This is a genomic window from Coprococcus sp. AF102-57, assembly GCF_027686195.1.
Classification (GTDB): domain Bacteria; phylum Bacillota; class Clostridia; order Lachnospirales; family Lachnospiraceae; genus Allocoprococcus; species Allocoprococcus comes.
In genome coordinates, this window is sequence record NZ_JAQCSY010000004.1 from 116528 (window position 1) to 142073 (window position 25546).

Here is a 25546-nt window from a genome sequence, read left to right on the forward strand (position 1 = left end):
GGCGGATTTTTTGATTCAGGGGTGGCTTTTGCTGCCCCATCTTTTAGAAAGGACGGATAACATGAAAAAAATACGAAGCTATACCAGTATCTGGTCGGTGGAAAAGGTACTCTATTCCATCAATGATTTTAAACTGCCATTCCCCATCACGTTCACACAGATGGCGTGGTTCGTGATGTCGGTGTTTGCGGTTATGCTCTTGGGGAACCTCCCTCCTCTTTCGTTCATTGACGGAGCATTTTTGAAATACTTCGGCGTACCCTTTGCCCTCACTTGGTTCATGTGCCAGAAGACCTTTGACGGGAAGAAGCCTTACGGCTTCCTGAAATCCGTACTGGCATATCTGGTACGCCCGAAACTGACCTATGCAGGAAAGCCCGTGAAGCTGGAAAAGGAATATCCGGCACAACCCATCACGGCAGTAAGGAGTGATATTTATGGCATATCCGATTAAGTATATCGAAAATAACCTTGTATTCAACCATGACGGGGAGTGCTTCGCTTACTATGAGCTGCTTCCCTACAACTATTCTTTTTTAAGCCCTGAACAGAAATATCAGGTACACGATTCCTTCCGGCAGCTTATCGCCCAGAACAGGGACGGGAAGATTCACGCCCTGCAAATCAGCACCGAATCCAGCATACGGGCAGCACAGGAACGCTCCAAACAGGAAGTGACGGGCAAGTTAAAGGACGTTGCCTGTGCAAAGATTGACGCACAGACCGAAGCCCTCATTTCCATGATAGGGGAAAATCAGGTGGACTACCGCTTTTTTATCGGCTTCAAGCTGCTTGTCAATGAGCAGGAAGTCACCATGAAGCAATTTCGCAGGGAAGCAAAGACCGCCGTTTCCGATTTCCTCCATGAAGTCAACCACAAACTCATGGGGGATTTTGTTTCCATGAGCAGTGAGGAAATCTGGCGGTTTCAGAAGATGGAAAAACTGTTGGAGAATAAAATCTCACGCCGCTTCAAAGTCCGGCGGCTTAACAAGGACGATTTTGGCTATCTGATTGAGCATTTATACGGACAGACCGGAACTGCCTACGAAGATTATGAGTATTATCTTCCGAAGAAACGGTTTCAGGAAGAAACGCTGGTGAAATACTATGACCTCATCAAACCCACCCGTTGTCTGATAGAGGAAAACCAGCGGTATCTGAAAATCGAACAGGAAGACGGGACGGTCTATGCCGCCTACTTTACTATCAACAGCATTGTGGGGGAACTGGACTTCCCATCCTCGGAAATCTTTTACTATCAGCAGCAGCAATTTACTTTTCCCATTGATACCTCTATGAATGTGGAGATTGTCACAAACCGGAAAGCCCTCTCCACGGTGCGGAACAAGAAAAAAGAGCTGAAAGATTTGGACAACCACGCATGGCAGAATGACAGTGAAACCAGTACAAACGTGGTGGACGCTTTAGACAGCGTAAATGAACTGGAATCCACCTTAGACCAGAGCAAGGAATCCATGTACAAACTGTCCTATGTAGTGCGTGTGACGGCTCCCGACTTGGAAGAACTGAAACGCCGCTGCAATGAGGTGAAAGATTTTTATGATGATTTGAACGTGAAGCTGGTTCGCCCCTTTGGGGATATGCTGGGGCTGCATGGGGAATTTCTCCCTGCCAGTAAACGGTATCTGAACGATTACATCCAGTATGTCACCAGTGACTTCCTCGCTGGTCTTGGCTTTGGGGCAACCCAGATGTTGGGGGAATCGGAGGGCATTTATATCGGGTACAGCCTTGATACAGGAAGAAACGTGTACTTAAAGCCTGCCCTTGCCAGTCAGGGAGTAAAAGGCTCTGTCACCAACGCCCTTGCTGCCGCTTTTGTCGGCTCCCTCGGCGGTGGAAAATCATTCAGTAACAACATGATTGTTTATTATTCCGTTTTATTTGGGGCACAGGCACTCATTGTTGACCCGAAAGCAGAACGGGGACGGTGGAAAGAAACCCTGCCGGAAATCGCCCATGAAATCAATATCGTAAACCTGACCTCGGAGGAACAGAACAGGGGCTTGCTCGACCCGTATGTGATTATGGAGAACCCAAAGGATTCCGAATCACTGGCAATCGACATCCTGACCTTTTTAACGGGCATTTCCAGCCGTGACGGGGAAAAGTTCCCTGTTCTTCGGAAAGCCATTCGTGCAGTGACAAACAGTGAGGAACGGGGACTTTTCAAGGTGATTGAGGAACTTCGGGCGGAGGGAACCACCATCAGCACCAGCATAGCCGACCATATCGAATCCTTTACGGACTATGACTTTGCACACCTGCTCTTTTCGGATGGGGATGTCACACAGTCCATCAGCCTTGAAAAGCAGCTCAATATCATTCAGGTGGCGGATTTGGTTCTGCCGGATAAGGAAATCTCGTTTGAAGAATACACCACAATGGAGCTGCTTTCCGTGGCAATGCTCATTGTAATCAGCACCTTTGCCCTCGACTTCATCCACACCGACCGCAGCGTGTTTAAGATTGTGGATTTGGATGAAGCATGGAGCTTCCTACAGGTGGCACAGGGCAAGACCCTTTCCATGAAGCTGGTTCGTGCCGGACGTGCCATGAACGCAGGCGTTTACTTTGTGACCCAGAACACGGACGATTTGCTGGATGAAAAGCTGAAAAACAATCTGGGCTTGAAGTTTGCATTCCGCTCCACGGACATCAACGAAATCAAGAAGACCCTCGCCTTTTTCGGGGTGGATTCCGAAGATGAAAACAACCAGAAGCGGCTCCGTGACTTGGAAAACGGACAGTGCCTTATCAGTGATTTGTACGGGCGTGTGGGGGTGATACAGTTCCATCCTATCTTTGAAGACCTGTTCCATGCCTTTGACACCAGACCGCCTGTTAGAAAAGAGGTGGAGGAATGAAGATAAGAAAGCCCATCCAGCAGGGGACAGCTCTTGTCCCTTGCCGGACAAAGGGAGAAAACTCTTTTAAAAAAATCGGGAGTATAGCAGGAAAAGTGCTTCTGGCACTCCTGCTCATCCTCCTGCTGCTGGCAGTCTTCGGCACAGCCGCCCACGCTGCCGGACTGGTGGATGATACGGTAGACGCTGCCAACGAATACAGCAAATATCCTCTGGACAACTACCAGCTTGATTTTTATGTGGACAGCGGATGGGACTGGCTCCCGTGGAACTGGCTGGACGGTATCGGAAAACAGGTGATGTACGGGCTGTATGCCATCACAAATTTTATCTGGACAATCAGCCTGTACCTTTCCAACGCCACGGGGTATCTGATTCAAGAAGCCTACTCGCTGGACTTTATTTCCTCTACGGCGGATTCCATTGGAAAAAATATGCAGACCTTGGCAGGCGTTACCACAGGCGGCTTGTCCTCGGAAGGATTTTATATCGGGTTCCTGCTGATTCTCATTTTGGTGGTGGGGATTTACGTTGCCTACACAGGGCTTATCAAACGGGAAACCACAAAAGCCATCCATGCCGTTGTCAATTTCGTGGTGGTGTTCGTGCTGTCCGCTGCCTTTATCGCCTATGCTCCTGATTATATCGGGAAAATCAATGAATTTTCCGCAGACATCAGCAATGCCAGCCTGACCCTTGGTACAAAGATTGTGCTGCCAAACTCGGGAAGTCAAGGAAAAGACAGTGTGGATTTGATACGGGACAGCCTGTTTTCCATTCAGGTCAAGCAGCCGTGGCTCCTGCTGCAATACGGCAACTCGGATGTGGAAAGCCTTGGGGCTGACCGTGTGGAACGCCTGCTCTCAACCAGTCCAGACGAAAACAACGGGCAGGACAGGGAAGAAATCGTAGTGGAGGAAATCGAAGACAGGGAAAACACCAACCTTACCATCACAAAGACCATCAACCGCTTGGGAACCGTCTTCTTCCTGTTCATGTTCAATATCGGTATCTCCATTTTTGTATTCCTGCTCACGGGGATAATGATTTTCTCACAGGTACTTTTTATTATCTACGCCATGTTCCTGCCTGTGAGCTTCCTCCTTAGCATGGTTCCCTCTTTTGAGGGGATGTCAAAACGTGCCATTACAAAGCTGTTCAATACCATCCTTACCAGAGCCGGAATCACCCTGATTATCACGGTAGCGTTCAGCATTTCCACCATGCTCTACAACCTGTCTGGGGAATACCCGTTCTTCCTGACGGCGTTCTTGCAGATAGTGACCTTTGCTGGAATTTATTTCAAGCTGGGGGATTTGATGGGGATGTTCTCCTTACAGAGTGGGGATTCCCAAAGCATGGGGAGCCGTATCATGCGAAGACCCCGTATGCTCATGCACGCCCATATGCACCGTTTACAGCATAAGTTAGGACGTTCTGTGGCGGCTCTTGGGGCTGGTACGGCTGCCTACCATGCAGGAAAACAGGCTGGCTCAGACCAGAGAACTGCTTCCAGCTCCGGCTCTTCCAAACGGACGCAGGCAGACCACAGCAGACCAGACGGACAGGCAGCACCGGAAAAGGAATCCGCATGGAAACGGGCTGGCTCTGCGGTAGGTGCAGTGGCAGATACCAAAGATAAGATAGCCGATACTGCCGGACAGTTTCGGGAGCAGGCAAAGGATTTGCCTGTCAATGCAAAGTACGCCCTTTACCACGGGAAAACACAGGTATCAGAGGGAGTACGGGATTTTACTTCCAGCGTGACCCAGACCCGAACTGCCAGAGCCGAACAGCGAAACGCACAGGCAGAAAGCCGCAGACAGACCATTGCAGAACGCAGGGCGGAACTGGAACAGGCAAAACAGCCGCAAAAGACAGCTTCCGAAGCACCCAAAGGGGCGGCTCCTGTCCATGAACGCCCTGTTACTGCAAAGCAGCCAGAAGATTTCCGACATCATGCAGGAAAACCAGCCATGCAGCCAGCTTCCCCATCCATCAGGGAACGGGGACAGGTTTCTTATGGGGGAACTGTGGCGGAACGGGCTTCGGTTCCGGTGGTAAAAGCAGCTTCCATCCACCATGAGCAAACACCGCCAGTAAGGACGGAACGCCAGATACTCCCTCCGGTTTCACCAGACAAACCAGAGGAAAGACAAAAGACAAGTCCCACCATCACCCCTGCTGCTCCCCATCCGGCAAGACCTGTCCAGAATGATACGGCTCCTGTGATACCGGAAAGAAAACGGGCTGCCCCTGTGGTAAAAGAATCGAACTTTACCATCCGGCGTACCACCGCCAGAAAGGAGTGGACAAAAACGGTAAAAGCGGCTGCCAAACAAAAGAAAGGGGAGAAACCATGAAGTTAAGACACCTTTTCTTTGCTTGTTCCGGCGTGTTCGTGATGATGTTCTCCCTGCTCCTTTTGGTGGTAATTGTCTTCTCGGATGAGGAAGACGGCGGAAGCGGCGGAAACCTTATCTATGGGGGCGTGAGCGTATCACAGGAAGTCCTCGCCCATAAGCCTATGCTGGAAAAGTATGCAAGGGAATATCGCATAGAGGAATACTTAAATGTGCTGCTCGCCATCATTCAGGTGGAATCCGGCGGCACGCTGGAAGACGTTATGCAGTCCTCGGAATCTCTGGGGCTTCCCCCGAACTCCCTTAGCACAGAGGAATCCATCAAACAGGGCTGCAAATATTTCTCGGAACTGCTCGCAGCGGCAGAAACAAAGGGCTGTGACTTAAACAGTGTGATTCAGTCCTACAACTACGGCGGCGGTTTCCTAGACTATGTGGCAGGACGTGGGAAAAGGTACACCTTTAAACTGGCAGAGAGCTTCGCAAGGGACAAATCCGGCGGAAAAAAAGTCACCTACACCAACCCTGTTGCGGTAGAGAAAAACGGGGGCTGGCGGTATTCCTATGGAAATATGTTCTATGTCCTCTTGGTATCGCAATACCTGACCGTGGCACAGTTTGATGATGAAACGGTACAGGCTATCATGGAGGAAGCCTTAAAGTATGAGGGCTGGACGTATGTGTACGGGGGCGATTCTCCCTCCACTTCCTTTGACTGTTCAGGACTGGTGCAGTGGTGCTATGGCAAGGCAGGAATCGCCCTGCCACGGACAGCACAGGAACAGTATAATGTGACGCAGCACATCCCCCTGTCCGAAGCAAAAGCAGGGGATTTGGTCTTTTTCCATTCTACCTACAACGCTGGAACCTACATCACCCATGTGGGGCTATATGTGGGAAATAACCGGATGTACCATGCCGGAAATCCCATTGGTTACGCAGACCTGACAGGCTCCTACTGGCAACAGCACCTTGCCGGAGCCGGACGAATCAAAAAATAAGAAAGGATGACTTGATATGATTCAGATTAGAAAAGAGGAAAACCAGAAAAAGCAGAAAGAAAAGAAGTTGAAAGTTTACAAAGTCAATACTCATAAAAAAACCGTGATTGCCCTGTGGGTGCTGCTGGCAGTGAGTTTCCTGTTTGCCGTCTATAAGAATTTCACGGCGATAGACATTCATACTGTCCATGAAACCAAAGTGATTGAGGAAACCATCCTCGACACCCACAAGATAGAAAATTTTGTGGAGAATTTCGCAGAAGTCTACTATTCATGGGAACAGTCCGCCGCTTCCATTGATAACCGGACAAATGCTTTAAAAGGCTATCTCACCGGAGAGCTGCAAGCCCTGAATGTAGATACTGTCCGAAAGGACATCCCCGTATCGTCTGCCCTGACTGATTTCCAGATATGGGAAATTACAAAAGAAAAGGAGCAGCATTATCAAGTGACCTATACAGTGGAACAGCGTATCACAGAGGGAGAATCCAGTAAAACCGTCCGTTCCGCCTATCAGGTGACGGTCTATGTGGACGGCTCTGGAAACCTGACGATTATCCAGAACCCAACCATCACCAGCGTTCCTGTAAAATCCGGCTACACCCCAAAAGCGGTACAAAGTGACGGTACGGTGGATTCCATCACCACGGAGGAAATCAACGAATTTCTCACTACCTTTTTCAAGCTGTACCCTACGGCAACCGCAAAGGAGCTGACTTATTATGTAAATGAGGGTGTGCTGAAACCTGTGGGAAAAGAATACATTTTCTCGGAACTGGTGAATCCGGTCTACAACCGAAACGGAAATCAGGTGACCGCTTCCCTAGCAGTAAAATATCTGGATAACCAGACCATGACAACACAGGTATCGCAGTTTGACCTTGTGCTGGAAAAGAACGGGGAAAACTGGAAGATTGTGAAATAGTTATAGAAAAACGTGCATTTCTCATTTGAGATTTGCACGTTTCTCTTATAAAGTATTTCTTTTTAAAATTTATCATTAGTCTTTATATTTTTGATTAGCTCCCAATAGTAGTGTGTCAATTGCTTCGGATAATTCTTTTCTTACTTTATCAGGATTAGAAAAAGCATATCTTAATTGTAAAGTTGTATAACCATGAAGCATACCTGTTACCATGCTCAAAATTTCAGTGGTCTTATCTGGATTAAAGCCACATGAGCAAATAAGTGTTTTAAGTAAAGATAGATAATCATTAAAAATGATTGCTGTTTCCTCTGTTCCATTCCAACTAGCCCATTGAATTATTTCATAAACACCGGGATGTTCAATCATATAATTAAGATATTCAACTGCCACTAATTTTAACGCTGAATCCCCTGTCTTACCGATTGCTGCACGAATCATTTTTTCATTCATAGTACGCATACCACTATGTGCTATCTCCCTAAGAAGTTCATCCAAACTTCCTATATGATTATATAAGGAGGGGGTACGAATCCCTAAATTTTCAGCAATAGCTTTCAAAGAAACATTATGAAGTCCATTTCTATCAGCCATATCAGAAGCAGTTTTTATAACTTCGGCTTTTGTAACTCGCATATTCATTTTCCTCTTTCTACACATCATTTACTTCATTTTAATTAATCAAATTAATGAAGTCAATAATTTGGTTAGAAAAAATGAACTCTTGTATTGACAAACAGTCTTATAATATTTAAAATTACTAATGTAGTTAGTTTTTATACTATTTAAATTAGTTTGCGAAAGGAAATACAAATATGTGTACAAGATTTGTGTATAATGGAAAAGAAACCATTGTTGGGTTCAATTTTGATATTGACCTTTCTGAATGGGAACATACTGTAATTACCGAAAAAGACCATTTTTTTATAGGGATAAAAATGTCCGATAATAAGTACCACTCTTTTCACGGAATCAATAGAAATGGGAATGTTGGCACATTGTTGTATGTACATGGAAATGACAATGCACAATTTTGCGGTAATGAATCATGCTATACAATAGCTGATTTGACAGAAAACTTTATAAAAGGCAATCTCTCTTTTGACGATTCATTGGAAATAGTGAAAAAAAAGAAAATTACTTATGCACCTGACACTACTATGCAGGCTATGTTTTCGGATAGAAATGGGCGTGTTCTCATTATTGAACCGGGGATTGGGTATCGCTTGGAAAAAGAAAAATATTCCTTAATAACAAATTACTCCATTCTAAAACCAGAATTGACTAATCCATATGTTTTATCTGGGGATAACAGATATGAAAAGGCAAAGGATTTACTGCAAGGATATGGAGAAAACTTCTCTATTTCCAACGCCTTTGATGTACTTAGGTCAGTACGTCAGGAAGGACTTTGGGCAACCAGAGTTTCTTTTGTATATTCCGTTGCTAAAAATAAGGTATATTATGTGTTGAACAATGATTTCAAAAATATTGCAGAGTATCAATTCTAATATCACTGCAATTATAAACAAAAGTGGAGGATTTACATTTCCCCCACTTCCTTAGATTTGACAATACCATCTGCCTATTGCAATTTTTATTTACTTTTCCATCAATATTTCAAACAACAATTTCTACTTCGACAATCAAGTTAATTTATGTTGTTTAACCTCTATTTCCTTTGTCTACTAAGACATTTAATTATTTACCATACATCTGTGATAATTTTTAATTTGCCTATTGACTTTAACGTTACGTCATAGTATATGATAAAACCAAAAGGAGGAACTAGAATTATGAAAATATCCGCTATCCGTTCTGACAAAGTTTATTCAAAAATTATGAATGCACCGTTAGACAAAAAAAATGACATTTATAGATATGAACTTATGAAGCCTTTTGAAAAAAAGTGGGCTTGTTATAGTGTTCCTATGAAAGCTCTAACGCCTAATGGATATGATGTAATTATGGCAAGCGAAATGCTTGGACATATCGCCCCAACCGCTGTTGACCAAAAGCAACAAAATAATATTAAGCTAATTTCTGATAATACACTCTGGGAAAAATGTGAGTTATCCATTCAGCAGTCGTTGAATTGCTTTGTTGAACACGGTGTTAATCTACCCATTAAAGAATATGCGTTTACAATTTTACTTGCAAATGCTAAAAATCCTTACATTATTTTAAATGATGGTTACTGTGGTGATGGTGGTATTCCAGGATATATTTTTTCTTGGTTACTACCTAATGAATACACTTTATCACATCTTCATGTAGTATTAGCACATGAAACTAATCACAACGTACGATTTCAATTTATTAAATGGAAGAATGACATCACTCTTGGTGAAATGATAGTCAATGAGGGATTGGCAGAAAACTTTGCAACATTTCTGTATGGTGAAGATAAAGCAGGTCCTTGGGTAACAAAAACTGATATAGAAACCTTAAATGAATATATTAAGCCTATTATTCGGGACGGTTTAAATGTTCAAGGATTAGAAAATCTGAATGCATACCTTTATGGTGATGAAATGGCAGCATTACAAAACTATCCTCAGGTCGGATTACCCTATTGTTCCGGATATGCGTGTGGCTATCACTTGATTAAACACTACTTGCAAAAGACTGGAAAAAACATTGTCGAAGCAACTCTATTACCTGCAAAAGAAATTTTAAATGCTACGGAGGATTTTTGGAATGAATGAAAAAGCTAAAACAGTCCATGAAGTTGCTAAATTAACAGGTATTACTGCTCGAACACTACATTATTATGATGAAATTGGTTTATTAAAACCATCTATTATAACCGAAGCAAAATACCGTCAGTATACAGACGACGATTTAACTAGGCTTCAGGAAATTTTGTTTTTTAGAGAAGTTGGATTCGCCCTAAAAGAAATTAAGGAACTGCTGGATTCACCTCATTATGTTCGTTCAGAAGCATTAGAGCGTCATGTACTGATTTTGGAAGCTCAGAAAGAACGAATAGAAGCTTTGATTTCACTTGTAAAAGACACAATCAACGGAAATAAAGAAATTAAATTTTCTGCATTTTCAAATGCAAAAATACTTGAGTTACAATCGCAATTTCAAGAAGAAGTATTAGAACAATGGGGAAATACTGAAAGTTTCAGAGAATACAAGACTATGTTTTCTTCCCATTCAAAGCAAATACAAGAGAAAGAAATAGAATCTTTTTATTCAATGGCTCGCAATATTTTTGAAAAACTAGCTATGTATGAAAATAGTCCTGCGGAAAGTTCAGAAGTACAAGCAATAGTACATGAATGGCAACAATATATTTCTGAACACTTTTATGAATGTAATAAACAAATTTTATCTAATTTGGGAGTTCTCTATATTACAGATGAAAGATTTACCACTTTTATAAATAGATTTAGTAGTGGAAATCTTGCAGCTTTTTTTAATGAAGCAATACAAATTTTTTGCAGAGGTTCAGAATGAATATGATGGAGTGGGTTATTTGTCCTATATGCAACAATAAAACAAGGATTAAAATACGAAAAGATACACAGCTAAAAAACTTTCCGTTGTATTGTCCAAAATGTAAAAAAGAAAGTTTGATATGCGTAAATAACTTCAAAATAGAAATTATCAAAGAGCCAGACGCTTAGACGCAGAGCCGATAATTTATAAGCTATTACAGCTTATAGACTATCGGCTCATTTTAGTTTCAGTCCTATTCTTGCAGACAATAGAAGTTATTTATCTTCCATTTCCTTGTATTTGACAATACCATCCGCAACGCTTTCCATGATAACAAGGTCTGCGTCTGTAAAATTGTCAATTTTACTTTCAAGCTGTCTTCGTCTGCTGCTTTTTACCGGATTATCAGAGGACAAAAAGAACTCATCCACTGATACATTCAGCAGAGATACAAGGTCGTAAAGCACCTGTAAACTGGGGTGCTGCCCTTTATTCTCAATATTGGTTAAATAGCGTGGGTCAATTTCAATCATTGCTCCCACCTGTTCACGGGTCAAGCCCTGTTTTTTACGGGCTTCTTTTATGGCAAGCCCAAACGCCCTGAAATCATATTTATCTTCTTTTTTACGCATAATACACCACCTCTATACATTTTACTGTTCCTGTTGTAATAGTGACAGGTACAGAAAAACGTATCGTATAGTTGTACAGTTCCCATTATGCGTATCAAAGATAAAACTATGCTGTCGAAACGGAAATAAAAAAAACCGTTATTTGGCAGCATACTTTCCCTGCGTCAAAAATTACATCATCATTTCCAGACGACGGTTTAACAAAAGCCGCCGTCTTTTTTTGCCTGAAATATAGATGATTTTTAAAGTCTACTACTTTATACAGACAGCGGCTTACAGGAGGAAGCCGCTATGCAAAATATTTTCTTAAATATATCTACATTCGGTAAACCGTTAAAAAAAGCCATCCACCTACACTAGAAAAATCTGACCCTCAATGTGGTTTTTCAGAATACATAGCAAGAACTATCGAAGCACACAAGCAGAAATATCGTCTGTTTGCGTGCTTTTTTAGTTGGAAGAAAAAGTTTTTAAATTTTTCTTCTCAAAACGCAACTGCACCCCCTGTCCTGTCGGGACTAAGAGCGAAAAGGGGGAAAGAAGCAGAAATTCCTATCAACTCGCTCCCTTTCAAGGCTGGAAAGGGGGTGAGCAATGATGAAGCCATCTGAATTTCAGACAACCATAGAGAACCAGTTTGATTACATCTGTAAAGTCGCTATGGAGGATGAACGCAAAGACTATCTCAAAGCGTTGTCCAGACAGTGTAAACGGGAAACCCTGTTCTGTGATATGGACGATTACACCGTCAACTTGTTTTCTTCCGAAGACACCTATCCATCCCACTTCCATACTTTTGAAATGGATGGATTTACTGTCCGTATTGAAAACAGCCTATTAGCAGAAGCATTAGAAAATCTGGATGGAAAGAAACGTGATGTTATCCTGAGATATTATTTTCTTGGATTTGACGATACGGAAATTTCAAAAATTCTGGAAGTCAACCGTTCTACTATCCAGAGAAGAAGACACGCCGGACTGGAATTTATCAAAAAATTTATGGAGGAAGAAGCATGACAGCAAAGCACCCTATGATTCCGTTTCCTGTGATTGTAAGGGCTGCGGACGGTGATATTGAAGCAATCAACCAGATTGTACGCCATTACAGCGGTTTTATTGCCAGCCGTTCCATGCGTCCCATGAAAGACGAATATGGCAATACCCACATGGTTCTAGATGAAACCCTACGCCGCCGGATGGAAACACGTCTGATTGCAAAGATTTTATCTTTTGAAATCAGGGAACCAAAGTAAAAATAACGCTCTCCTGTGGAAGCATGGACAAGCCCATGCTTCCCAGACAGAGCTTGCCAGCCTATTAAAGTGCATTATCACCAGTGCATTTTAACAGGCTGACAAAGCCAGATTGTTCATTGAAAAAGAAAGCGTCTAATCAACGCAGCATAAAGCAGCCGAATACGTTTCGATAGAAAGAGAGCCGTTGGGCTGGCACGCCGTAACCCACCAAAGGAGGGATGAAACCGGATAGCGATTCCTGCCAGCGTTCCATAAGCAGCTTACCGCAAAAGCTGCCGCCATGACCTTTCTATCGTGATAATGATACTTCCGTACAGCCTTAGTCCGTGTGATGATGTAGCACCGCTGGCAAAGGGTACGGCTGGATGAGAACCATGCAGGGGTGAGATTCCCATGAGCTTTAGCGAAAGCTGTTCGGTTTGCTAAGGATGATTCTTTCATAATGAACAAGCATTTTTGCATAGTCTGTAAACATAGTAAAGACTGTGAGGTGGAATTATGCCAAAAGAAGCAGAAATTTCCTGCAAAAATGTATTTAAGTGTGAAGATAAGTCGGCATTAAAAAAAGAGTTCAATCAAAAATGGATAGAACTTATCAATCAATTAGAAAAATCCAAAGGGCAGGTATTACCTGTAAAATGATAGACAAACATTTCCCGACACGGTATAATAAGTGTAGGTGGAATGTTTGTTTTATCTTCTCTTTAAGGGAGATAAAATATGATGAACACAAAGTCAAAAGTTGCTATTTATTGCCGCTTATCAGAAGAAGATAGAAACAAACAACATGAAACTGATGATAGTAACAGTATTCAAAATCAAAAATCCATGCTGATTCAATATGTATTGGAACAAGGCTGGGAAGTCTACAATATATACAGTGATGATGATTATACTGGTTCAGATAGACGAAGACCAGAATTTAACAAACTGTTAAATGACGCTGAACACCGAAAATTTGATATTATCCTCTGTAAAACACAATCCAGATTTACCAGAGAGTTAGAGTTGGTAGAAAAATACATACACGGATTGTTTCCTATCTGGGGGATTCGTTTTATCAGTATTGTAGATAATGCAGATACCGCTAATAAAGGAAACAAAAAATCAAGACAAATCAATGGTCTGGTTAATGAGTGGTATTTAGAGGATATGTCAGAAAACATCCGCAGCGTATTGGCTGACCGCCGGAAGAATGGATTTCATATTGGTGCATTTGCTCTTTATGGTTATAAAAAAGACCCTGAGCAAAAGGGACACCTGATTATTGACGAAGAAGCTGCTGCTGTTGTCAGAGAAGTTTTTACTTTATTTTCACAGGGATATGGCAAAACAGCGATTGCCCGTATGCTGAATGACCGTGGGATTCCAAACCCTACGGAATATAAACGGCTTCATGGTTTACGCTATAAGCAGCCTACCAGAAAAAATAGTACCTTATGGAAATATTTTGCTATTTCCGATATGCTGACAAATGAAATTTATATCGGAAATATGGTTCAAGGAAAATATGGCAGTGTTTCGTATAAGACAAAACAAAATAAGCCTAGACCTAAAGAGGAATGGTACAGAGTAGAGGGAACACACGAACCGATTATTGACCGTGAACTTTGGGATAGAGTACAATCTATGGTAGCTGAAAAAGCAAAACCATTTACAGTAGGAACCATAGGGCTATTTGCCAGAAAAGCTCGCTGCATGAACTGTGGCTATACCATGCGTTCTAATAAACAGACAGATGGAAGACATTATTTACAATGTTCAAATCGCCATGTTGCAAAGGACGCTTGCATAGGCTCATTTATTTCTGTGAAGAAGTTGGAGCAGGCAGTTATTTCTGAACTGAACAAGTTATCACAAGAATATCTTGATAAAGATGAATTGGAACAGAACGTGGAATTTCACTCCAACGTAAAGGAGAAAAAAACTGCTTTAGAAACACAACTTGCTACTTATCAAAAAAAGATTGAAGAAGACGCAAAGGTAATCAGAGAACTTTATCTTGATAAAGTAAAAGGGATTCTTTCCGAAAATGATTTCCTGAATTTGTCAAAAGACTTCACAAATGACAGAGAACGGCTTGAAAAGCTGGTGATTGAAACGCAAAAACAGCTTGATGTAATTGAGAGAAAAATCCAGACAGGCGATAATCGCCGCCAGCTTATTGAGCAATACACAAATCTTGAACATTTAGACAGAGAAACCGTTGAAACTCTAATTGATTATATATTAGTAGGAAAACGGATTCCAGGGACAAGAAATGTCCCGATTGAAATACATTGGAATTTCTAAGTTCTGTAAAATCTGGTGTCTGGCACACCAGATTATATAGAACTTCTACTTAACACTTCTATGTTGCACTTATGTAGTTGCACCATCCGCAGCCATATCTTCATGTAAATCTGTAATTGGGTCACCCTTGGACTGAAAATAAGTTGCTGTCCACGGTGTTCCACTGGCTGCCTGCGGCCAAAGTGCAAGTGTGTGGTCCACATAATATTTATCAAAACCAGAAGCCTTAATTTCCTCCGGAGATAAATCCTTGGTAAGCTGGTAAACAATGGCACATATCATTTCCATGTGGGCAAGTTCCTCTGTGCCAATATCGGTTAAAATTCCTGTCACTTCTTTGTACGGCATGGTGTACCTCTGTGATAAATAACGCATGGACGCAGCTAATTCTCCATCCGGTCCACCGAACTGACTGATGATTACCTGGGCCATCTTCGGATTGGTCTGGGTAATTTTTACGGGATATTGTAAACGTTTTTCATAATTCCACATAAACTAACACCCTCCTTCCTGCCACGGCCATGGCTCGTTGATCCAGTTCCATCTGTCTGAGCAGGAAGGAACAGCGGTATCTACTGTGAGTGGTCCATAATATTTTGAATATTCTTTCAACAACTGGTTCCTTTTTTTATTATATTCATAAAAATAGTCCAGTGCTTCCTGATCACGAGGATGAGTGTCCAGATAAAGCTTCACATCATCTACCGCAAAGCTCGCATGACCAATCTGCATCAGGAGATCTTTTCTACAAGGTTTGGAATTTGGCATTTCATTCATGCATTACATCCTCCTTTCCCCTTAAACGGAAGATCAAGCTCTTCGAATATGGTTCCTCTGTGGAATCCTTTTCCGGCTTCGTATATGTGTCTCCAGCTCTGCCATGGCACATAAGCCATTGCGATCGGCATTCCATCTAACGCATCATCCCGGTCGCTACATCCAGATCGTTCTCGGTAAACAGGTACTGCCATCGATGGATTTCTTCCATCATTGTTCGCCATACATGAATTACTATTACAGCTATTGTTATTATTGCCACACCCACAATTTGCACGTCTCATATATGGATTATTATTTCTGCAATTTTGCATCGTTTTGGCTCCCCTTTCTTATATCTGCAATATTATTGTATGGTAATTTTAAAAAAAGGGTTCTGACTTTTGCATCCGACATAGTCTGAAGTCCATTTCCATTTCAAATAGGTCTCAATATCAATAATGCCGCCAGACCATTTCTGATCTGACGGCATCTTTCTTTAGTATTTTATGATGTAACCGGATTGCTCCATTGCTATGCAATTCCCGCAATCCTCGAACACCTCATACTCCCATAAAACGGCGTGTTCACATCATTTTATGAATTTTTACCAAGTGTAACCTTGATATCTTTCTCTGTATATTCACCATTCTTATCCGGGATCTGTACAGTAAGTGTTACCTCTTCCCCGGCTTTATAATACTGAAGCTGTTCCTGAAGAGAGCTCATACTGCTGATGGAACTTCCCTCAAAACCAGTAATGATCGATCCTTTTGTAAGACCGGCTTTCTCAGCTCCGCCACCACTCATAACTTCTTTGACATAAACACCGGTCGGCATATTGTACATCTGTGCACCTTCTTCAGATACATCGTATCCCTTGATTCCAAGATATCCTCTTTCTTCATCTGAAACCTTGCTTCTTGTCTCTTTATTCATCAGATTCTGGATAACATCACTTGCATCTGAGATCGGAATCGCAAATCCCATACCCTCTACTGCCGAGCTGTTGATCTTTGCAGAGTTGATACCGATTACCTCACCATTTGCATTCAGAAGAGCTCCACCACTGTTACCAGGGTTGATTGCTGCATCTGTCTGGATGTATTCTCCGTCAAATCCATCAATTGTTCGTCCGGTTGCACTGACGATACCAGTTGTAACAGACTGCCCATAGCCAAGCGCATTACCGATTGCAATAGCAGGTTCTCCAACCTTCAGAGAATCTGAATCTCCAAGTGTTGCAACCTTAATCGCATTCATTGTATCGTCTGAAATTTTATCAAGCGGAACAGCTACGACTGCAAGATCCCTTGCGGAATCTGTTCCTTTAATCTGCGCTTCCACGCTGTTACCATCATTAAATGTAACAGTAAGTGTATCGCTTCCTTCTACAACATGGTTATTGGTAACAACCAGGAGTTCTGAATCATTCTGGCTGATGATAATACCGGATCCGGCGCTTTCACTCTCCTGCTGGCTGATTCCTCCGAAGAAATTCTGTACTTCCTGTACGCTCATATTGGTAATAGAAACAATTGATGGAAGTGTATTTTCAACGATATCTGATACATCAGATGTCACTGTACTGGTAGATGTTGTAAGCTTTGCGTTCGATACAGTCTTTGTTGTGCCTACGGTACTCTTTGTATTCTTTCCAAGCAGCTTACCAGTCAGATAACTGGTTCCCTGCATCGTCACACCGCCGACTGCCCCAAATAATACGGCTGCTCCTACAACAAGTGCTACTTTTTTCATGTAACCTTTTTTCGGCTTTGAAGTCCTCGGATCCTTCTGTGGTCCTGCTCCGAATCCCTGCTGATTGCCTGCTCCTCTATTTTCATCTGAATCTGGTCTGTAATAATTGTACTGATTGTCCATCATTCAAGACTCCTTTCTTTTCCTTTTCTATAGTTAAGAGTTTAGCCCATAATTGTGATGAAAGTGTGATAAAATATGAAAAAAAAGATGAACGGCACATTTTTATGTCGTCCATCTCGTTTATTCAACAGGAAATTCCGCTGGAACTTCTTGCATCACTTTATTCAACCGTTACAGATTTCGCCAGATTACGCGGCTTATCTACATCCAGTCCCTTTGCAACGGATACATAATATCCCATCAGCTGCAGCGGAATCACTGCAAGCGATGCCTCAAAATGCTCATCTGTCTTCGGAATGTAAACCACAAAATCAGCAGTATCCTCAATGCTGTAATTGCCATAAGTTGTAAGTCCCATCAGATATGCACCACGGCTCTTGCACTCTACCATGTTGCTGATCGTCTTTTCATATAATTCCGGCTGTGTCAGCACACCGATCACAAGCGTTCCATCCTCTATCAGAGAAATGGTTCCGTGCTTGAGTTCTCCCGCTGCATATGCCTCTGAATGAACGTAACTGATCTCTTTCATCTTCAGGCTGCCTTCCATACAGATTGCATAATCAATTCCACGTCCGACAAAAAATGCGTCCTTTGCGTTTGCCTGCTTTGCTGCAAACCACTGGATTCTTTCTTTATCTTCAATAATCTTTTCAATCTTCTCCGGGATTGCCTGTAATTCGGCAATATAATTTTCATACTGCTCTTCAGTGATTGTATTTTTTACTTTGGCAAACTCAATTGCAAGGATGTAAGAAGCCATCAGCTGTGTACTGTACGCTTTCGTTGTTGCCACAGAGATCTCCGGTCCTGCAAGAGTATAGAATACCTTATCCGCTTCTCTTGCAATAGAAGATCCGACTACATTGACAATTCCAAGTGTACGGATTCCCTGTGCTTTTGTCTCACGGAGCGCTGCAAGACTGTCTGCGGTCTCTCCTGACTGGCTGATAATGATCACCAGACCATTTGGATCCAGAATTGGCTTACGGTAACGGAATTCAGAAGCCAGCTCCACACGAACAGGAATCTTCACCAGATCCTCGATCACATACTGTGCCACCACACCTACATGGTAAGCAGAACCACATGCTACAATGTAAATCTGGCTTGTTCTCCGGATATCCTCTTCCGCTAATCCGATATCTGTCAGATCAAACTTTCCGTCTTTTAATACAGAATTCAGAGTATCCTTAACCGCTCTTGGCTGCTCATGGATCTCTTTCATCATAAAATGCTCATAACCGGCTTTTTCAGCTGCTTCCGCATCCCATTCGATGGTCTTCATCTCCTTCTGGATTTCTTCACCATCCAGATTGTAGAAGGTAATTTCCTCTTTGCTGACCTTTGCCATCTCCAGGTTGCCAATATAGTATACATTTCTTGTATATTTCAAAATAGCCGGCACATCTGATGCAATAAAACTCTCTCCATCTCCTACGCCAAGAATCATCGGACTGTCTTTTCTTGCCACATAAATTTCTTCCGGATAATCCTTGAACATCACAGCAAGCGCATAAGATCCACGAATACGGACCAGAGAATGGTTGATCGCATCTACCGGTGTTCCTTCATACTTTTTATAATAATAATCGATCAGCTTAACAGCAACCTCTGTATCCGTCTCAGAGTAGAATGTATATCCTTTGCGGAGCAGCTTGTTCTTTAACTCCTGATAGTTTTCAATAATACCGTTGTGTACAGCAACTACATTGCCATCGTCACTCATATGCGGATGCGCATTGTTCTCTGACGGTTCCCCGTGTGTTGCCCATCTGGTGTGACCGATTCCACAAGTTCCCGGAACGGCTGCACCACCATTGGTCTTCTCAAACAGTACTTTCAAACGGCCTTTCGCCTTGATAACTTCTGTCTCTTCTGTTCCATTACGAACAGCAAGTCCTGCTGAATCATATCCACGATACTCCAGCTTTGACAGTCCATCCAGTAAGATCGGAGCCGCCTGCTGCGATCCAACATATCCTACGATTCCACACATTTATCTATATCCTCCAGTCTTTTTTGCGAAAATAAATTTTACTCTTTTCGTTACATTGTAGCAAACATGGGACTTTTTGTAAAGAATAAGCGGGAATAACAATCGTCATCCCCGCCTTTCTCCTTAATCCTAATCCAGATCAATAAAATCCATTTCGAAAGTATCACCTTTTTTACGCTTTTCTTTCTTGATATTATAATCATCGAACGAATCAAAGTCGTCATCATCAAAATAGTCATCAAACTCATCAACGCTGCGAGTATCATCACTTATTCCTTCGTCATCATAATCATCGTCGAAGTCATCATCATAATAATCATCATCGTCGAAATCATCATCGAAGTCGTCATAATCATCTTCGAAATCATCATCCTGTCTCTTTTTGAACTGTGATTTCTTTTCTGCCTTAACAGGCTGGATCGGTTTTACCGGATTACGTTGCGGCTCATCGTCCAGTTCATATTCATCATACAGATCATCCAACTCTCTGTTGCGGTTATGTAACTTCACAACGGAAACAAGAAGGAAGATTACCAGAAGAATAACGATAACTGCTGCCGCTGCTACAAACCAGATCAGATGATCGGAAATCTTTTCTAAAATTGCGTCAAACTTGCTTGCACTCTTCTTATCCGGTGTAGTCGCAGACTTCGGAGTCTCCATTCTCTGATAAGTATGCTCTACAGAGTCATATAAATAGAGGGATTCTTCACCGTCATTATTTACTGCATATAATACATAGAAACCATCGCGGTCCGGTTCATCCCAGATTTCAAAAGTCTTGCCGTTGATCTCCAGATTTCCTTTTGAATACTTTGATGGCATAGACACTTTACTGCCTGCATCAAAAATTACGATAGAATAAGTATCTGAAATCACAACCTGTTCTGCCGGTGAGAAGCTGCTGTCAGATGAATCATACATCCAGAAATCGCCTTTTCCATCACCGTCTACCAGGTAAGCCATCTGAAGTCCTGTCTTTTCCTGCACAGCACCTTTATACGTCGAATCATTATAAGTAATCTCTCCTGCTGTAAATCCAGCTGGAATCATGCTGTCTGAGAAATCACCGGATAAGGTATACTCCTGACCATCAATCGTGACACTTGTTCCACTCGCAACATCCTTGATCTTGCTCGGATCTCCTGCTCCGATCGTAACATCCGCATATCCTTCTTCACATGCCACACTTGATCCAGCGCTGTCTGTAACCGTCGCATCTCCCTGTTCAAGTCTTGTACTTCCTTCCTGGAGAGCCTGGAATTTCATTGTAAACTCAATCCGGTCACTACTTCCGTCACCTGAACCTTTAAATGTCAGATTACCATCCGTGTCTGCATTCACTCCGTCTCCCTCTTCAAATCGCATATAAGAAGGATCGTAAGTCATATGAATCGTCGCGTCTCCGATTACATCTCCGCTGACAACTGCTGTACCTGTGATCGTAAATTCATCCCCGACACTTGTCTCAAGATCAGAAAAGAATATCACACCATTTGCAGCTAGCGCCATCACAGAAAAACATGGTACGATCAGACATACAGACAAAAGAATTGTCGCTATTTTTTTCGTAAACTTCATCTTCATGTACTTTCCTCTTTCTAACCATATTAATTGTAAGTATAAATACTCTTAGATTCTATCTTACACTTTTTATGGGGAAATGTCTACTTGTTTGTAGAAATTCCCATTGTATCAATTTACGGACAACTCCGTTCTGCTTTATTTATCCGAAGAAAAACCCCGGCATAAACCGGAGTTCTTCTCTAATTTGCATTTTCAGTTGTTCCGCCTGCTTCGCTTTCTGCGCCTCCACCAGGATCCGGGGTTGGTGTTGGATCCGGTTCCGGATCTGGCGCTGGATCCGGTTCCGGCGTTGGAACTGGAGTCGGTTCCGGCGTTGGAGCTGGAGTTGGTTCCGGCGTTGGTGTTGGTTCTACATAAGTATTATCATCATATCCTCCATTCCATGAATTGTCCCAGGAATTTCCTCCGTCATACCAGTAATCATTCGATCCGTCATTATAATTATACTGATAATTATCCTGCGTATACCCCTGCCATGCATCCGGCGTTTCAATACCACTTGTATCTACACCTGCATCTGGCTGATTCATTGGCTGGTCCTGATTATCGGTATTTTCCTCCTGCTGGTTTTCAGCCTCTTCAGCTCTTTTCTTTTTCAAAATGTTAATATCTACATCGTTAATCAGCATATCGTAGAATGTAGATTTCTTTTTCAGTTCCTTATCTAATTTTTCTCTTCCGCAGTGTTCTGTAAGAGTCTCCACACCTGAAAATAAATTCACACCAAGACCAAGTTTCTCTCCTGTAATCTCTGCTCCCAATGCTGCAAGTGTCGTTGGAAACATATCCATTGTAGAAAATTCTCGATTATGTGTTTTTTCAAAAGAAGTATCAAGATTTTCTGGTAAATTTATAAATGCATTATATACACTTCTCTCATAATCGTTACTCACATCATTACAAAAATCAGAATCCATTGTTAAATGATCCCCACTTATTATAATTGTTGTGTTCTCATAAAACGGCTGTTTCTGAATCCATTTAACAAATGCATCAACCTGTCTGCTTGAACATGCCATTACATTTGCGTATCGATTATCTCCAAATTCATTTTGGCACTGCTCACATACATATCCGTCTTCAAAATGTGTATCTACCGTCAACATCGTAAAATTAAATGGCTCATCCTTTATTCCTATTTCGCTTAACTTTTCTTTTGCATTTTCAAATAACTTTTTGTCTTCATACCCCCACCATACCCAATAACCTTCTGGGATTTTTCCTTCTTCTACCGCCGTAGTATAATCAAATATTTCTGTTTTACCATGGCTCTCAAAGTATGTTCTTCTTCCTCCAAAAGTAGCATCTGATCCAATCATAAAATATTGATTATATCCTTCTTCTGATAAAATATCTTCTAAATTTTTTGCTTTTGAAGAAAAGGATGTCTGCTGCGCTAACGTATCATTAATATCTTCATTCACATTTCTAATATCTTCTGTATTTTTTATTGGAATTCCAGATGTCTGGGCGAAAATTCCTCCCATCGTCCATGTGCATCCATACGCAGGATATCCACCACCCAATTTATCTGAATTGGAAAAATTAGTATTTTCTTCTGCAAGAGTCGTCAATTCCGGAATACAGTTGAAATCCATTCCACCGCCATCTTCTTTTGACGCATAAGTGGATTCCATCGACTCCAGATAAATATAAATCAGATTTCTTTTTTGTTCTGGAAATGTAATCTTCGTTGTACGTGGATCCACATAATTCTGTTCAATAAAATGCGATTCTTTCTTCTGACTCGCAAGATATTCTTTTACATCCAGTTCATCATATACTTTACAAGCTGCTTCACCTGCACTTCCACAGGCAATCACAGCTACAAGAAATAACGCAATCATACATTTTCCATGCTTATTCCTTAATCCTATAATCAGGAAAATAGATAAAAATAATACTAATACTGCCAATGGTACACATGCATTGATCCCATCCAGTACTACATCTGAGTTTGTCCCATCAAGCGGTACTTTCAGATGAAAAATAATTTCATCGATAGACAACAGCCCCCACGTGTCTAATACCCAGTTTCCCAGATTATAAAGAATAAATCCAAGAACCGATATTATGATCATTAGAATACAATAAAATCCATATCCGATACTCTTTATCTTTGGTTTTTTCATTTTCCTTTCATTTCCTTTACTTAGTATTTGCAAACATACATAATATAGTAAAGCATAAATATAAAAAAATTGCAATATTCACAAGCAATACAAATTCTAAAAAATGTTTTATTCTGTCATTGCTTAATAACTTACACTTAGTTTTTAAAGCCAAAAATTTTTCTAACCAAAGTAATCTTTGATAAAACAAATGCACCCCCTAAATCTAAAAGCACTTTACCGGCAATAATCAAAATCAACTGAATATTTGCTGACATTCCATTCACAACATATTTTTCTGTTATCTGCCACCACGGAAGAAGATCAAGTTCTACAATATGCACACACAATATCAACAAACTATATCTTCCAAGATATGCCAAACTTCCACCAATATATTTCGTCCTACACTCAATAATTTGGAGATTAAAATAACAATCACACATGCACATATACAGCCAAAAATATCTATTATCCCTCGTCCAATATCACAATGCACTAACCAGAACAATTGGAAATTTTTTATAAATGAAATCCAAGTAAGTAGTGCAAAAAGAACTGAAAAGATTTTCACTTCCTTTGGCAACTCACTAATTTTAGTCTTTGCGCCCCTCCAGAGATATCCCATATAAATGAACATTGTAGCACATGCTCCTGCCTGTATGCTAAAAGGAAACCAAAATATTCTTCTTGAAAAATATCCTACTGCAAACAAACCCACTATAAATAACAATCTAATATATTTATCAAACTTGAACGATATTCTCAAGAAAATACTCCCCCAGAAAGTTGCCCACAAAAACCATATTGCACCAATTCCCGGTATCCAGAATGGCTCTGTATATGTATCACCTGCCCCATATAAAGCTGCATAACACCAGTTTTGAAATTCATCAAAAGCATTTTCCACCATACGCCCTTTAACGTTCCAATAATGATTATGACTATGCTGGTTATTATATATGGAACAAGCAATGTTTTTGCCTTATTTTTTATAAAACCATTCAAATCGCGCTTCTTATTCGTAAAATATCCTGTAATAAAGAAAAAAATAGGAACATGAAATGTAAACACAATTCGATTAATACTGGCATTTCCTAAATGGCCTAATATAATACAGATCATTGCTATCCCTTTAGCTATATCTATATATTGCAGTCTGGTACTTTTTGTTTTCATAACATTTATCCCCACTCAATTTCCACATTTTCTCTGTCTTTTTCCGATATCCTTCACATCAAAATTCGCAAACGGAAGCATCAAAAACACATCATAATACGCTTCAAATATATGATGCTCCATTACTGAATGAATGCAGACAATTGCCATAGCCATTAACATATATGGAAGATTTAAGTTTTTGATCATTATAATTGAAATAATCAGCATAACCAGTATAAATACCACCAGTCCTAACCTCATCAAAATATTCACATAAGAACTATCAATAAAGAAATAGTCTGCTACCACTTCTGTTGATCCTCCATTTCCACGCATTGGAATGCCCTGTCCCCATATCTGAACATCATACCTGTCAAAAACTTCTTTTCCTAAAGAAAGTCTCGTTGAAAAAAGAGTATTTAATTTTGCCATCCATTCTATATCTGGTCGATAAAATCTTGATACTAAGATCATAAATCCAGCTAAACCATATGGTGCCACCAGACATAAAATTTTTAGTAATAGTGATGGTATATATCCCTTTCCTTTCTTTGCAGCTAATTTGTTTCTAATTTTCAAATAAACAACACATATAATCAAAATCATCATTACAATTTCACTATTCCGTACATCACAATATTTTTCAAACAGAACCACACTGATTATCATCATTCCAATTTCTATCCATGTGCATCTTGCCTGTCGGAGTACAATCCATGCTGTTATCATAAAAACAATGCCCGCCGCAAAATCTGTAGGATAAATAAACCCAAATGACATCCGCACCTGATCTCTCCTATGGTAAACCAAATTCGTGATAACTCCTGTATATCCTGCAATCAATAATCCCGTTTCAAGCAATCATCAGCTCCAGAATATCTCCTTGCAATTACAAATGATCCAATAATCAGAAATACAAATAATATTTTCTTTATATCCACTGGTCTCATCACCATATACCGGAACAATACTACCAGTCCAATCCCTATCTGAACACAGAAATAAAAAAAGGTGGCCACGGAATATGTGCCATCGTTGTCCAGCTGTAAGTCAAAACCAGCCATACGGCATAAATTCCAAGAAAAAATATTTCTGATAAATTACATTTGAATTCATAAGATGAATTTATCCATTTCCCCTCTACCTTATTGTTAATTTACTTTATCCAATTCATTTTATTTCCTCTCTTTACAGACAGTTTAAATCAGGATATGCTTTGCAACATATCCTGATTTATCCAA

General features: G+C 41.1%; 24 protein-coding genes and 1 pseudogene. 13 read left to right on the forward strand and 12 right to left on the reverse strand.

Annotation, left to right across the window (positions count from 1 at the left end):
• Window positions 1–61: 61 nt before the first annotated feature.
• From PGZ10_RS04120 to PGZ10_RS04140, 5 genes are read left to right on the forward strand one after another with little or no spacing between them, the layout of a single operon-like run.
• Window positions 62–454 carry a conjugal transfer protein gene (locus PGZ10_RS04120; protein ID WP_074134021.1) on the forward strand — a complete coding sequence of 131 codons (393 nt, stop codon included), beginning with the start codon at window positions 62–64 and terminating at the stop codon, window positions 452–454.
• Window positions 438–2891, forward strand: coding sequence for an ATP-binding protein (locus PGZ10_RS04125; RefSeq protein WP_119225499.1), 2454 nt, complete (start codon window positions 438–440; stop codon window positions 2889–2891). The genes PGZ10_RS04120 and PGZ10_RS04125 overlap by 17 nt, the downstream gene beginning before the upstream one ends.
• Window positions 2888–5254 (forward strand): CD3337/EF1877 family mobilome membrane protein, encoded by a 2367-nt coding sequence (locus PGZ10_RS04130; protein ID WP_270540748.1) that lies wholly within the window; start codon window positions 2888–2890, stop codon window positions 5252–5254. The genes PGZ10_RS04125 and PGZ10_RS04130 overlap by 4 nt, the downstream gene beginning before the upstream one ends.
• Window positions 5251–6255, forward strand: coding sequence for a bifunctional lytic transglycosylase/C40 family peptidase (locus PGZ10_RS04135; protein WP_270540749.1), 1005 nt, complete (start codon window positions 5251–5253; stop codon window positions 6253–6255). Before PGZ10_RS04130 ends, PGZ10_RS04135 begins: the two co-directional genes overlap by 4 nt.
• A gap of 16 nt (window positions 6256–6271) precedes the next feature.
• Window positions 6272–7180: a conjugal transfer protein gene (locus tag PGZ10_RS04140; RefSeq protein ID WP_119225502.1), complete on the forward strand. Its 909-nt coding sequence runs from the start codon at window positions 6272–6274 to the stop codon at window positions 7178–7180.
• Between the two features lie 75 nt (window positions 7181–7255).
• Here the strand turns inward: PGZ10_RS04140 and PGZ10_RS04145 are convergent, their stop codons facing one another.
• Window positions 7256–7816, reverse strand: a complete 561-nt coding sequence (locus tag PGZ10_RS04145; protein WP_074133959.1) for a TetR/AcrR family transcriptional regulator — start codon at window positions 7814–7816, stop codon at window positions 7256–7258.
• A 179-nt stretch (window positions 7817–7995) separates the two neighbouring features.
• Here PGZ10_RS04145 and PGZ10_RS04150 point away from each other — a divergent pair, with 179 nt between their 5' ends.
• The 4 genes from PGZ10_RS04150 (at window position 7996) to PGZ10_RS04165 (ending at window position 10818) form a co-directional block, all read left to right on the forward strand.
• On the forward strand, window positions 7996–8691 hold the full coding sequence (locus PGZ10_RS04150) for a conjugal transfer protein (RefSeq protein ID WP_270540750.1): 696 nt from the start codon (window positions 7996–7998) through the stop codon (window positions 8689–8691).
• 285 nt (window positions 8692–8976) lie between these two features.
• Window positions 8977–9888 carry a DUF2268 domain-containing protein gene (locus PGZ10_RS04155; RefSeq protein WP_270540751.1) on the forward strand — a complete coding sequence of 304 codons (912 nt, stop codon included), beginning with the start codon at window positions 8977–8979 and terminating at the stop codon, window positions 9886–9888.
• On the forward strand, window positions 9881–10648 hold the full coding sequence (locus PGZ10_RS04160) for a MerR family transcriptional regulator (RefSeq protein ID WP_055058896.1): 768 nt from the start codon (window positions 9881–9883) through the stop codon (window positions 10646–10648). Before PGZ10_RS04155 ends, PGZ10_RS04160 begins: the two co-directional genes overlap by 8 nt.
• Window positions 10649–10653: 5 nt before the next feature.
• Complete coding sequence (locus PGZ10_RS04165; protein ID WP_308464100.1) at window positions 10654–10818, forward strand: cysteine-rich KTR domain-containing protein; 165 nt, start codon at window positions 10654–10656, stop codon at window positions 10816–10818.
• Window positions 10819–10905: 87 nt separating this feature from the next.
• Here PGZ10_RS04165 and PGZ10_RS04170 read toward each other — a convergent pair whose 3' ends face one another.
• Window positions 10906–11262, reverse strand: a complete 357-nt coding sequence (locus PGZ10_RS04170) for a helix-turn-helix domain-containing protein (RefSeq protein ID WP_032547022.1) — start codon at window positions 11260–11262, stop codon at window positions 10906–10908.
• Window positions 11263–11856: 594 nt separating this feature from the next.
• Here PGZ10_RS04170 and PGZ10_RS04175 point away from each other — a divergent pair.
• The 4 genes from PGZ10_RS04175 (at window position 11857) to PGZ10_RS04190 (ending at window position 14810) form a co-directional block, all read left to right on the forward strand.
• On the forward strand, window positions 11857–12279 hold the full coding sequence (locus tag PGZ10_RS04175; RefSeq protein WP_022615780.1) for an RNA polymerase sigma factor: 423 nt from the start codon (window positions 11857–11859) through the stop codon (window positions 12277–12279).
• Window positions 12276–12515, forward strand: coding sequence for a helix-turn-helix domain-containing protein (locus PGZ10_RS04180; protein WP_270540753.1), 240 nt, complete (start codon window positions 12276–12278; stop codon window positions 12513–12515). Before PGZ10_RS04175 ends, PGZ10_RS04180 begins: the two co-directional genes overlap by 4 nt.
• 501 nt (window positions 12516–13016) lie before the next feature.
• Entirely contained in the window at window positions 13017–13160 is a 144-nt protein-coding gene (locus tag PGZ10_RS04185; RefSeq protein ID WP_005427045.1) for a hypothetical protein, read from the forward strand.
• Window positions 13161–13238: 78 nt separating this feature from the next.
• Complete coding sequence (locus PGZ10_RS04190; protein ID WP_074133947.1) at window positions 13239–14810, forward strand: recombinase family protein; 1572 nt, start codon at window positions 13239–13241, stop codon at window positions 14808–14810.
• An 84-nt stretch (window positions 14811–14894) separates the two neighbouring features.
• Here PGZ10_RS04190 and PGZ10_RS04195 read toward each other — a convergent pair.
• The 10 genes and pseudogenes from PGZ10_RS04195 to PGZ10_RS04240 all read right to left on the reverse strand — a co-directional run.
• A pseudogene (locus PGZ10_RS04195) lies at window positions 14895–15302 on the reverse strand (manganese catalase family protein); the annotation flags it as partial.
• Window positions 15303–15305: 3 nt separating this feature from the next.
• On the reverse strand, window positions 15306–15578 hold the full coding sequence (locus tag PGZ10_RS04200; protein ID WP_270540765.1) for a spore coat protein CotJB: 273 nt from the start codon (window positions 15576–15578) through the stop codon (window positions 15306–15308).
• A 5-nt stretch (window positions 15579–15583) separates the two neighbouring features.
• Window positions 15584–15901 (reverse strand): spore coat associated protein CotJA, encoded by a 318-nt coding sequence (locus PGZ10_RS04205; protein ID WP_243002763.1) that lies wholly within the window; start codon window positions 15899–15901, stop codon window positions 15584–15586.
• A gap of 262 nt (window positions 15902–16163) precedes the next feature.
• Window positions 16164–17447: a S1C family serine protease gene (locus tag PGZ10_RS04210; RefSeq protein ID WP_117835292.1), complete on the reverse strand. Its 1284-nt coding sequence runs from the start codon at window positions 17445–17447 to the stop codon at window positions 16164–16166.
• 160 nt (window positions 17448–17607) lie between these two features.
• Complete coding sequence (gene glmS, locus PGZ10_RS04215; RefSeq protein WP_117835294.1) at window positions 17608–19446, reverse strand: glutamine--fructose-6-phosphate transaminase (isomerizing); 1839 nt, start codon at window positions 19444–19446, stop codon at window positions 17608–17610.
• A gap of 129 nt (window positions 19447–19575) precedes the next feature.
• Complete coding sequence (locus PGZ10_RS04220) at window positions 19576–21033, reverse strand: hypothetical protein (protein WP_117835296.1); 1458 nt, start codon at window positions 21031–21033, stop codon at window positions 19576–19578.
• A 179-nt stretch (window positions 21034–21212) separates the two neighbouring features.
• On the reverse strand, window positions 21213–23165 hold the full coding sequence (locus PGZ10_RS04225) for an LTA synthase family protein (protein ID WP_182420302.1): 1953 nt from the start codon (window positions 23163–23165) through the stop codon (window positions 21213–21215).
• Window positions 23166–23302: 137 nt separating this feature from the next.
• A complete protein-coding gene (locus PGZ10_RS04230; protein WP_207659767.1) occupies window positions 23303–23527 on the reverse strand; it encodes a hypothetical protein in 225 nt (74 codons plus the stop codon).
• A 382-nt stretch (window positions 23528–23909) separates the two neighbouring features.
• A complete protein-coding gene (locus tag PGZ10_RS04235) occupies window positions 23910–24323 on the reverse strand; it encodes an acyltransferase family protein (RefSeq protein ID WP_201866714.1) in 414 nt (137 codons plus the stop codon).
• A gap of 15 nt (window positions 24324–24338) precedes the next feature.
• Window positions 24339–25085 (reverse strand): hypothetical protein, encoded by a 747-nt coding sequence (locus tag PGZ10_RS04240; protein ID WP_117835297.1) that lies wholly within the window; start codon window positions 25083–25085, stop codon window positions 24339–24341.
• Window positions 25086–25546 lie beyond the last annotated feature (461 nt).

What these genes read in the sequence shown, in the direction of transcription:
- PGZ10_RS04150 (WP_270540750.1), top strand. Translation starts at nt 7,996, where the DNA reads ATGTGTACAAGATTTGTGTATAATGGAAAAGAAACCATTGTTGGGTTC.
- PGZ10_RS04135 (WP_270540749.1), top strand. Translation starts at nt 5,251, where the DNA reads ATGAAGTTAAGACACCTTTTCTTTGCTTGTTCCGGCGTGTTCGTGATG.
- PGZ10_RS04240 (WP_117835297.1), bottom strand. Translation starts at nt 25,085, where the DNA reads ATGTCATTTGGGTTTATTTATCCTACAGATTTTGCGGCGGGCATTGTT.
- PGZ10_RS04235 (WP_201866714.1), bottom strand. Translation starts at nt 24,323, where the DNA reads ATGAAAACAAAAAGTACCAGACTGCAATATATAGATATAGCTAAAGGG.
- PGZ10_RS04175 (WP_022615780.1), top strand. Translation starts at nt 11,857, where the DNA reads ATGATGAAGCCATCTGAATTTCAGACAACCATAGAGAACCAGTTTGAT.
- PGZ10_RS04190 (WP_074133947.1), top strand. Translation starts at nt 13,239, where the DNA reads ATGATGAACACAAAGTCAAAAGTTGCTATTTATTGCCGCTTATCAGAA.
- PGZ10_RS04145 (WP_074133959.1), bottom strand. Translation starts at nt 7,816, where the DNA reads ATGCGAGTTACAAAAGCCGAAGTTATAAAAACTGCTTCTGATATGGCT.
- PGZ10_RS04130 (WP_270540748.1), top strand. Translation starts at nt 2,888, where the DNA reads ATGAAGATAAGAAAGCCCATCCAGCAGGGGACAGCTCTTGTCCCTTGC.
- PGZ10_RS04160 (WP_055058896.1), top strand. Translation starts at nt 9,881, where the DNA reads ATGAATGAAAAAGCTAAAACAGTCCATGAAGTTGCTAAATTAACAGGT.
- PGZ10_RS04170 (WP_032547022.1), bottom strand. Translation starts at nt 11,262, where the DNA reads ATGCGTAAAAAAGAAGATAAATATGATTTCAGGGCGTTTGGGCTTGCC.
- PGZ10_RS04225 (WP_182420302.1), bottom strand. Translation starts at nt 23,165, where the DNA reads ATGAAAAAACCAAAGATAAAGAGTATCGGATATGGATTTTATTGTATT.
- PGZ10_RS04185 (WP_005427045.1), top strand. Translation starts at nt 13,017, where the DNA reads ATGCCAAAAGAAGCAGAAATTTCCTGCAAAAATGTATTTAAGTGTGAA.
- PGZ10_RS04210 (WP_117835292.1), bottom strand. Translation starts at nt 17,447, where the DNA reads ATGGACAATCAGTACAATTATTACAGACCAGATTCAGATGAAAATAGA.
- PGZ10_RS04180 (WP_270540753.1), top strand. Translation starts at nt 12,276, where the DNA reads ATGACAGCAAAGCACCCTATGATTCCGTTTCCTGTGATTGTAAGGGCT.
- PGZ10_RS04165 (WP_308464100.1), top strand. Translation starts at nt 10,654, where the DNA reads ATGGAGTGGGTTATTTGTCCTATATGCAACAATAAAACAAGGATTAAA.
- PGZ10_RS04155 (WP_270540751.1), top strand. Translation starts at nt 8,977, where the DNA reads ATGAAAATATCCGCTATCCGTTCTGACAAAGTTTATTCAAAAATTATG.
- PGZ10_RS04120 (WP_074134021.1), top strand. Translation starts at nt 62, where the DNA reads ATGAAAAAAATACGAAGCTATACCAGTATCTGGTCGGTGGAAAAGGTA.
- PGZ10_RS04205 (WP_243002763.1), bottom strand. Translation starts at nt 15,901, where the DNA reads ATGCAAAATTGCAGAAATAATAATCCATATATGAGACGTGCAAATTGT.
- glmS (WP_117835294.1), bottom strand. Translation starts at nt 19,446, where the DNA reads ATGTGTGGAATCGTAGGATATGTTGGATCGCAGCAGGCGGCTCCGATC.
- PGZ10_RS04220 (WP_117835296.1), bottom strand. Translation starts at nt 21,033, where the DNA reads ATGAAGATGAAGTTTACGAAAAAAATAGCGACAATTCTTTTGTCTGTA.
- PGZ10_RS04200 (WP_270540765.1), bottom strand. Translation starts at nt 15,578, where the DNA reads ATGCCAAATTCCAAACCTTGTAGAAAAGATCTCCTGATGCAGATTGGT.
- PGZ10_RS04125 (WP_119225499.1), top strand. Translation starts at nt 438, where the DNA reads ATGGCATATCCGATTAAGTATATCGAAAATAACCTTGTATTCAACCAT.
- PGZ10_RS04140 (WP_119225502.1), top strand. Translation starts at nt 6,272, where the DNA reads ATGATTCAGATTAGAAAAGAGGAAAACCAGAAAAAGCAGAAAGAAAAG.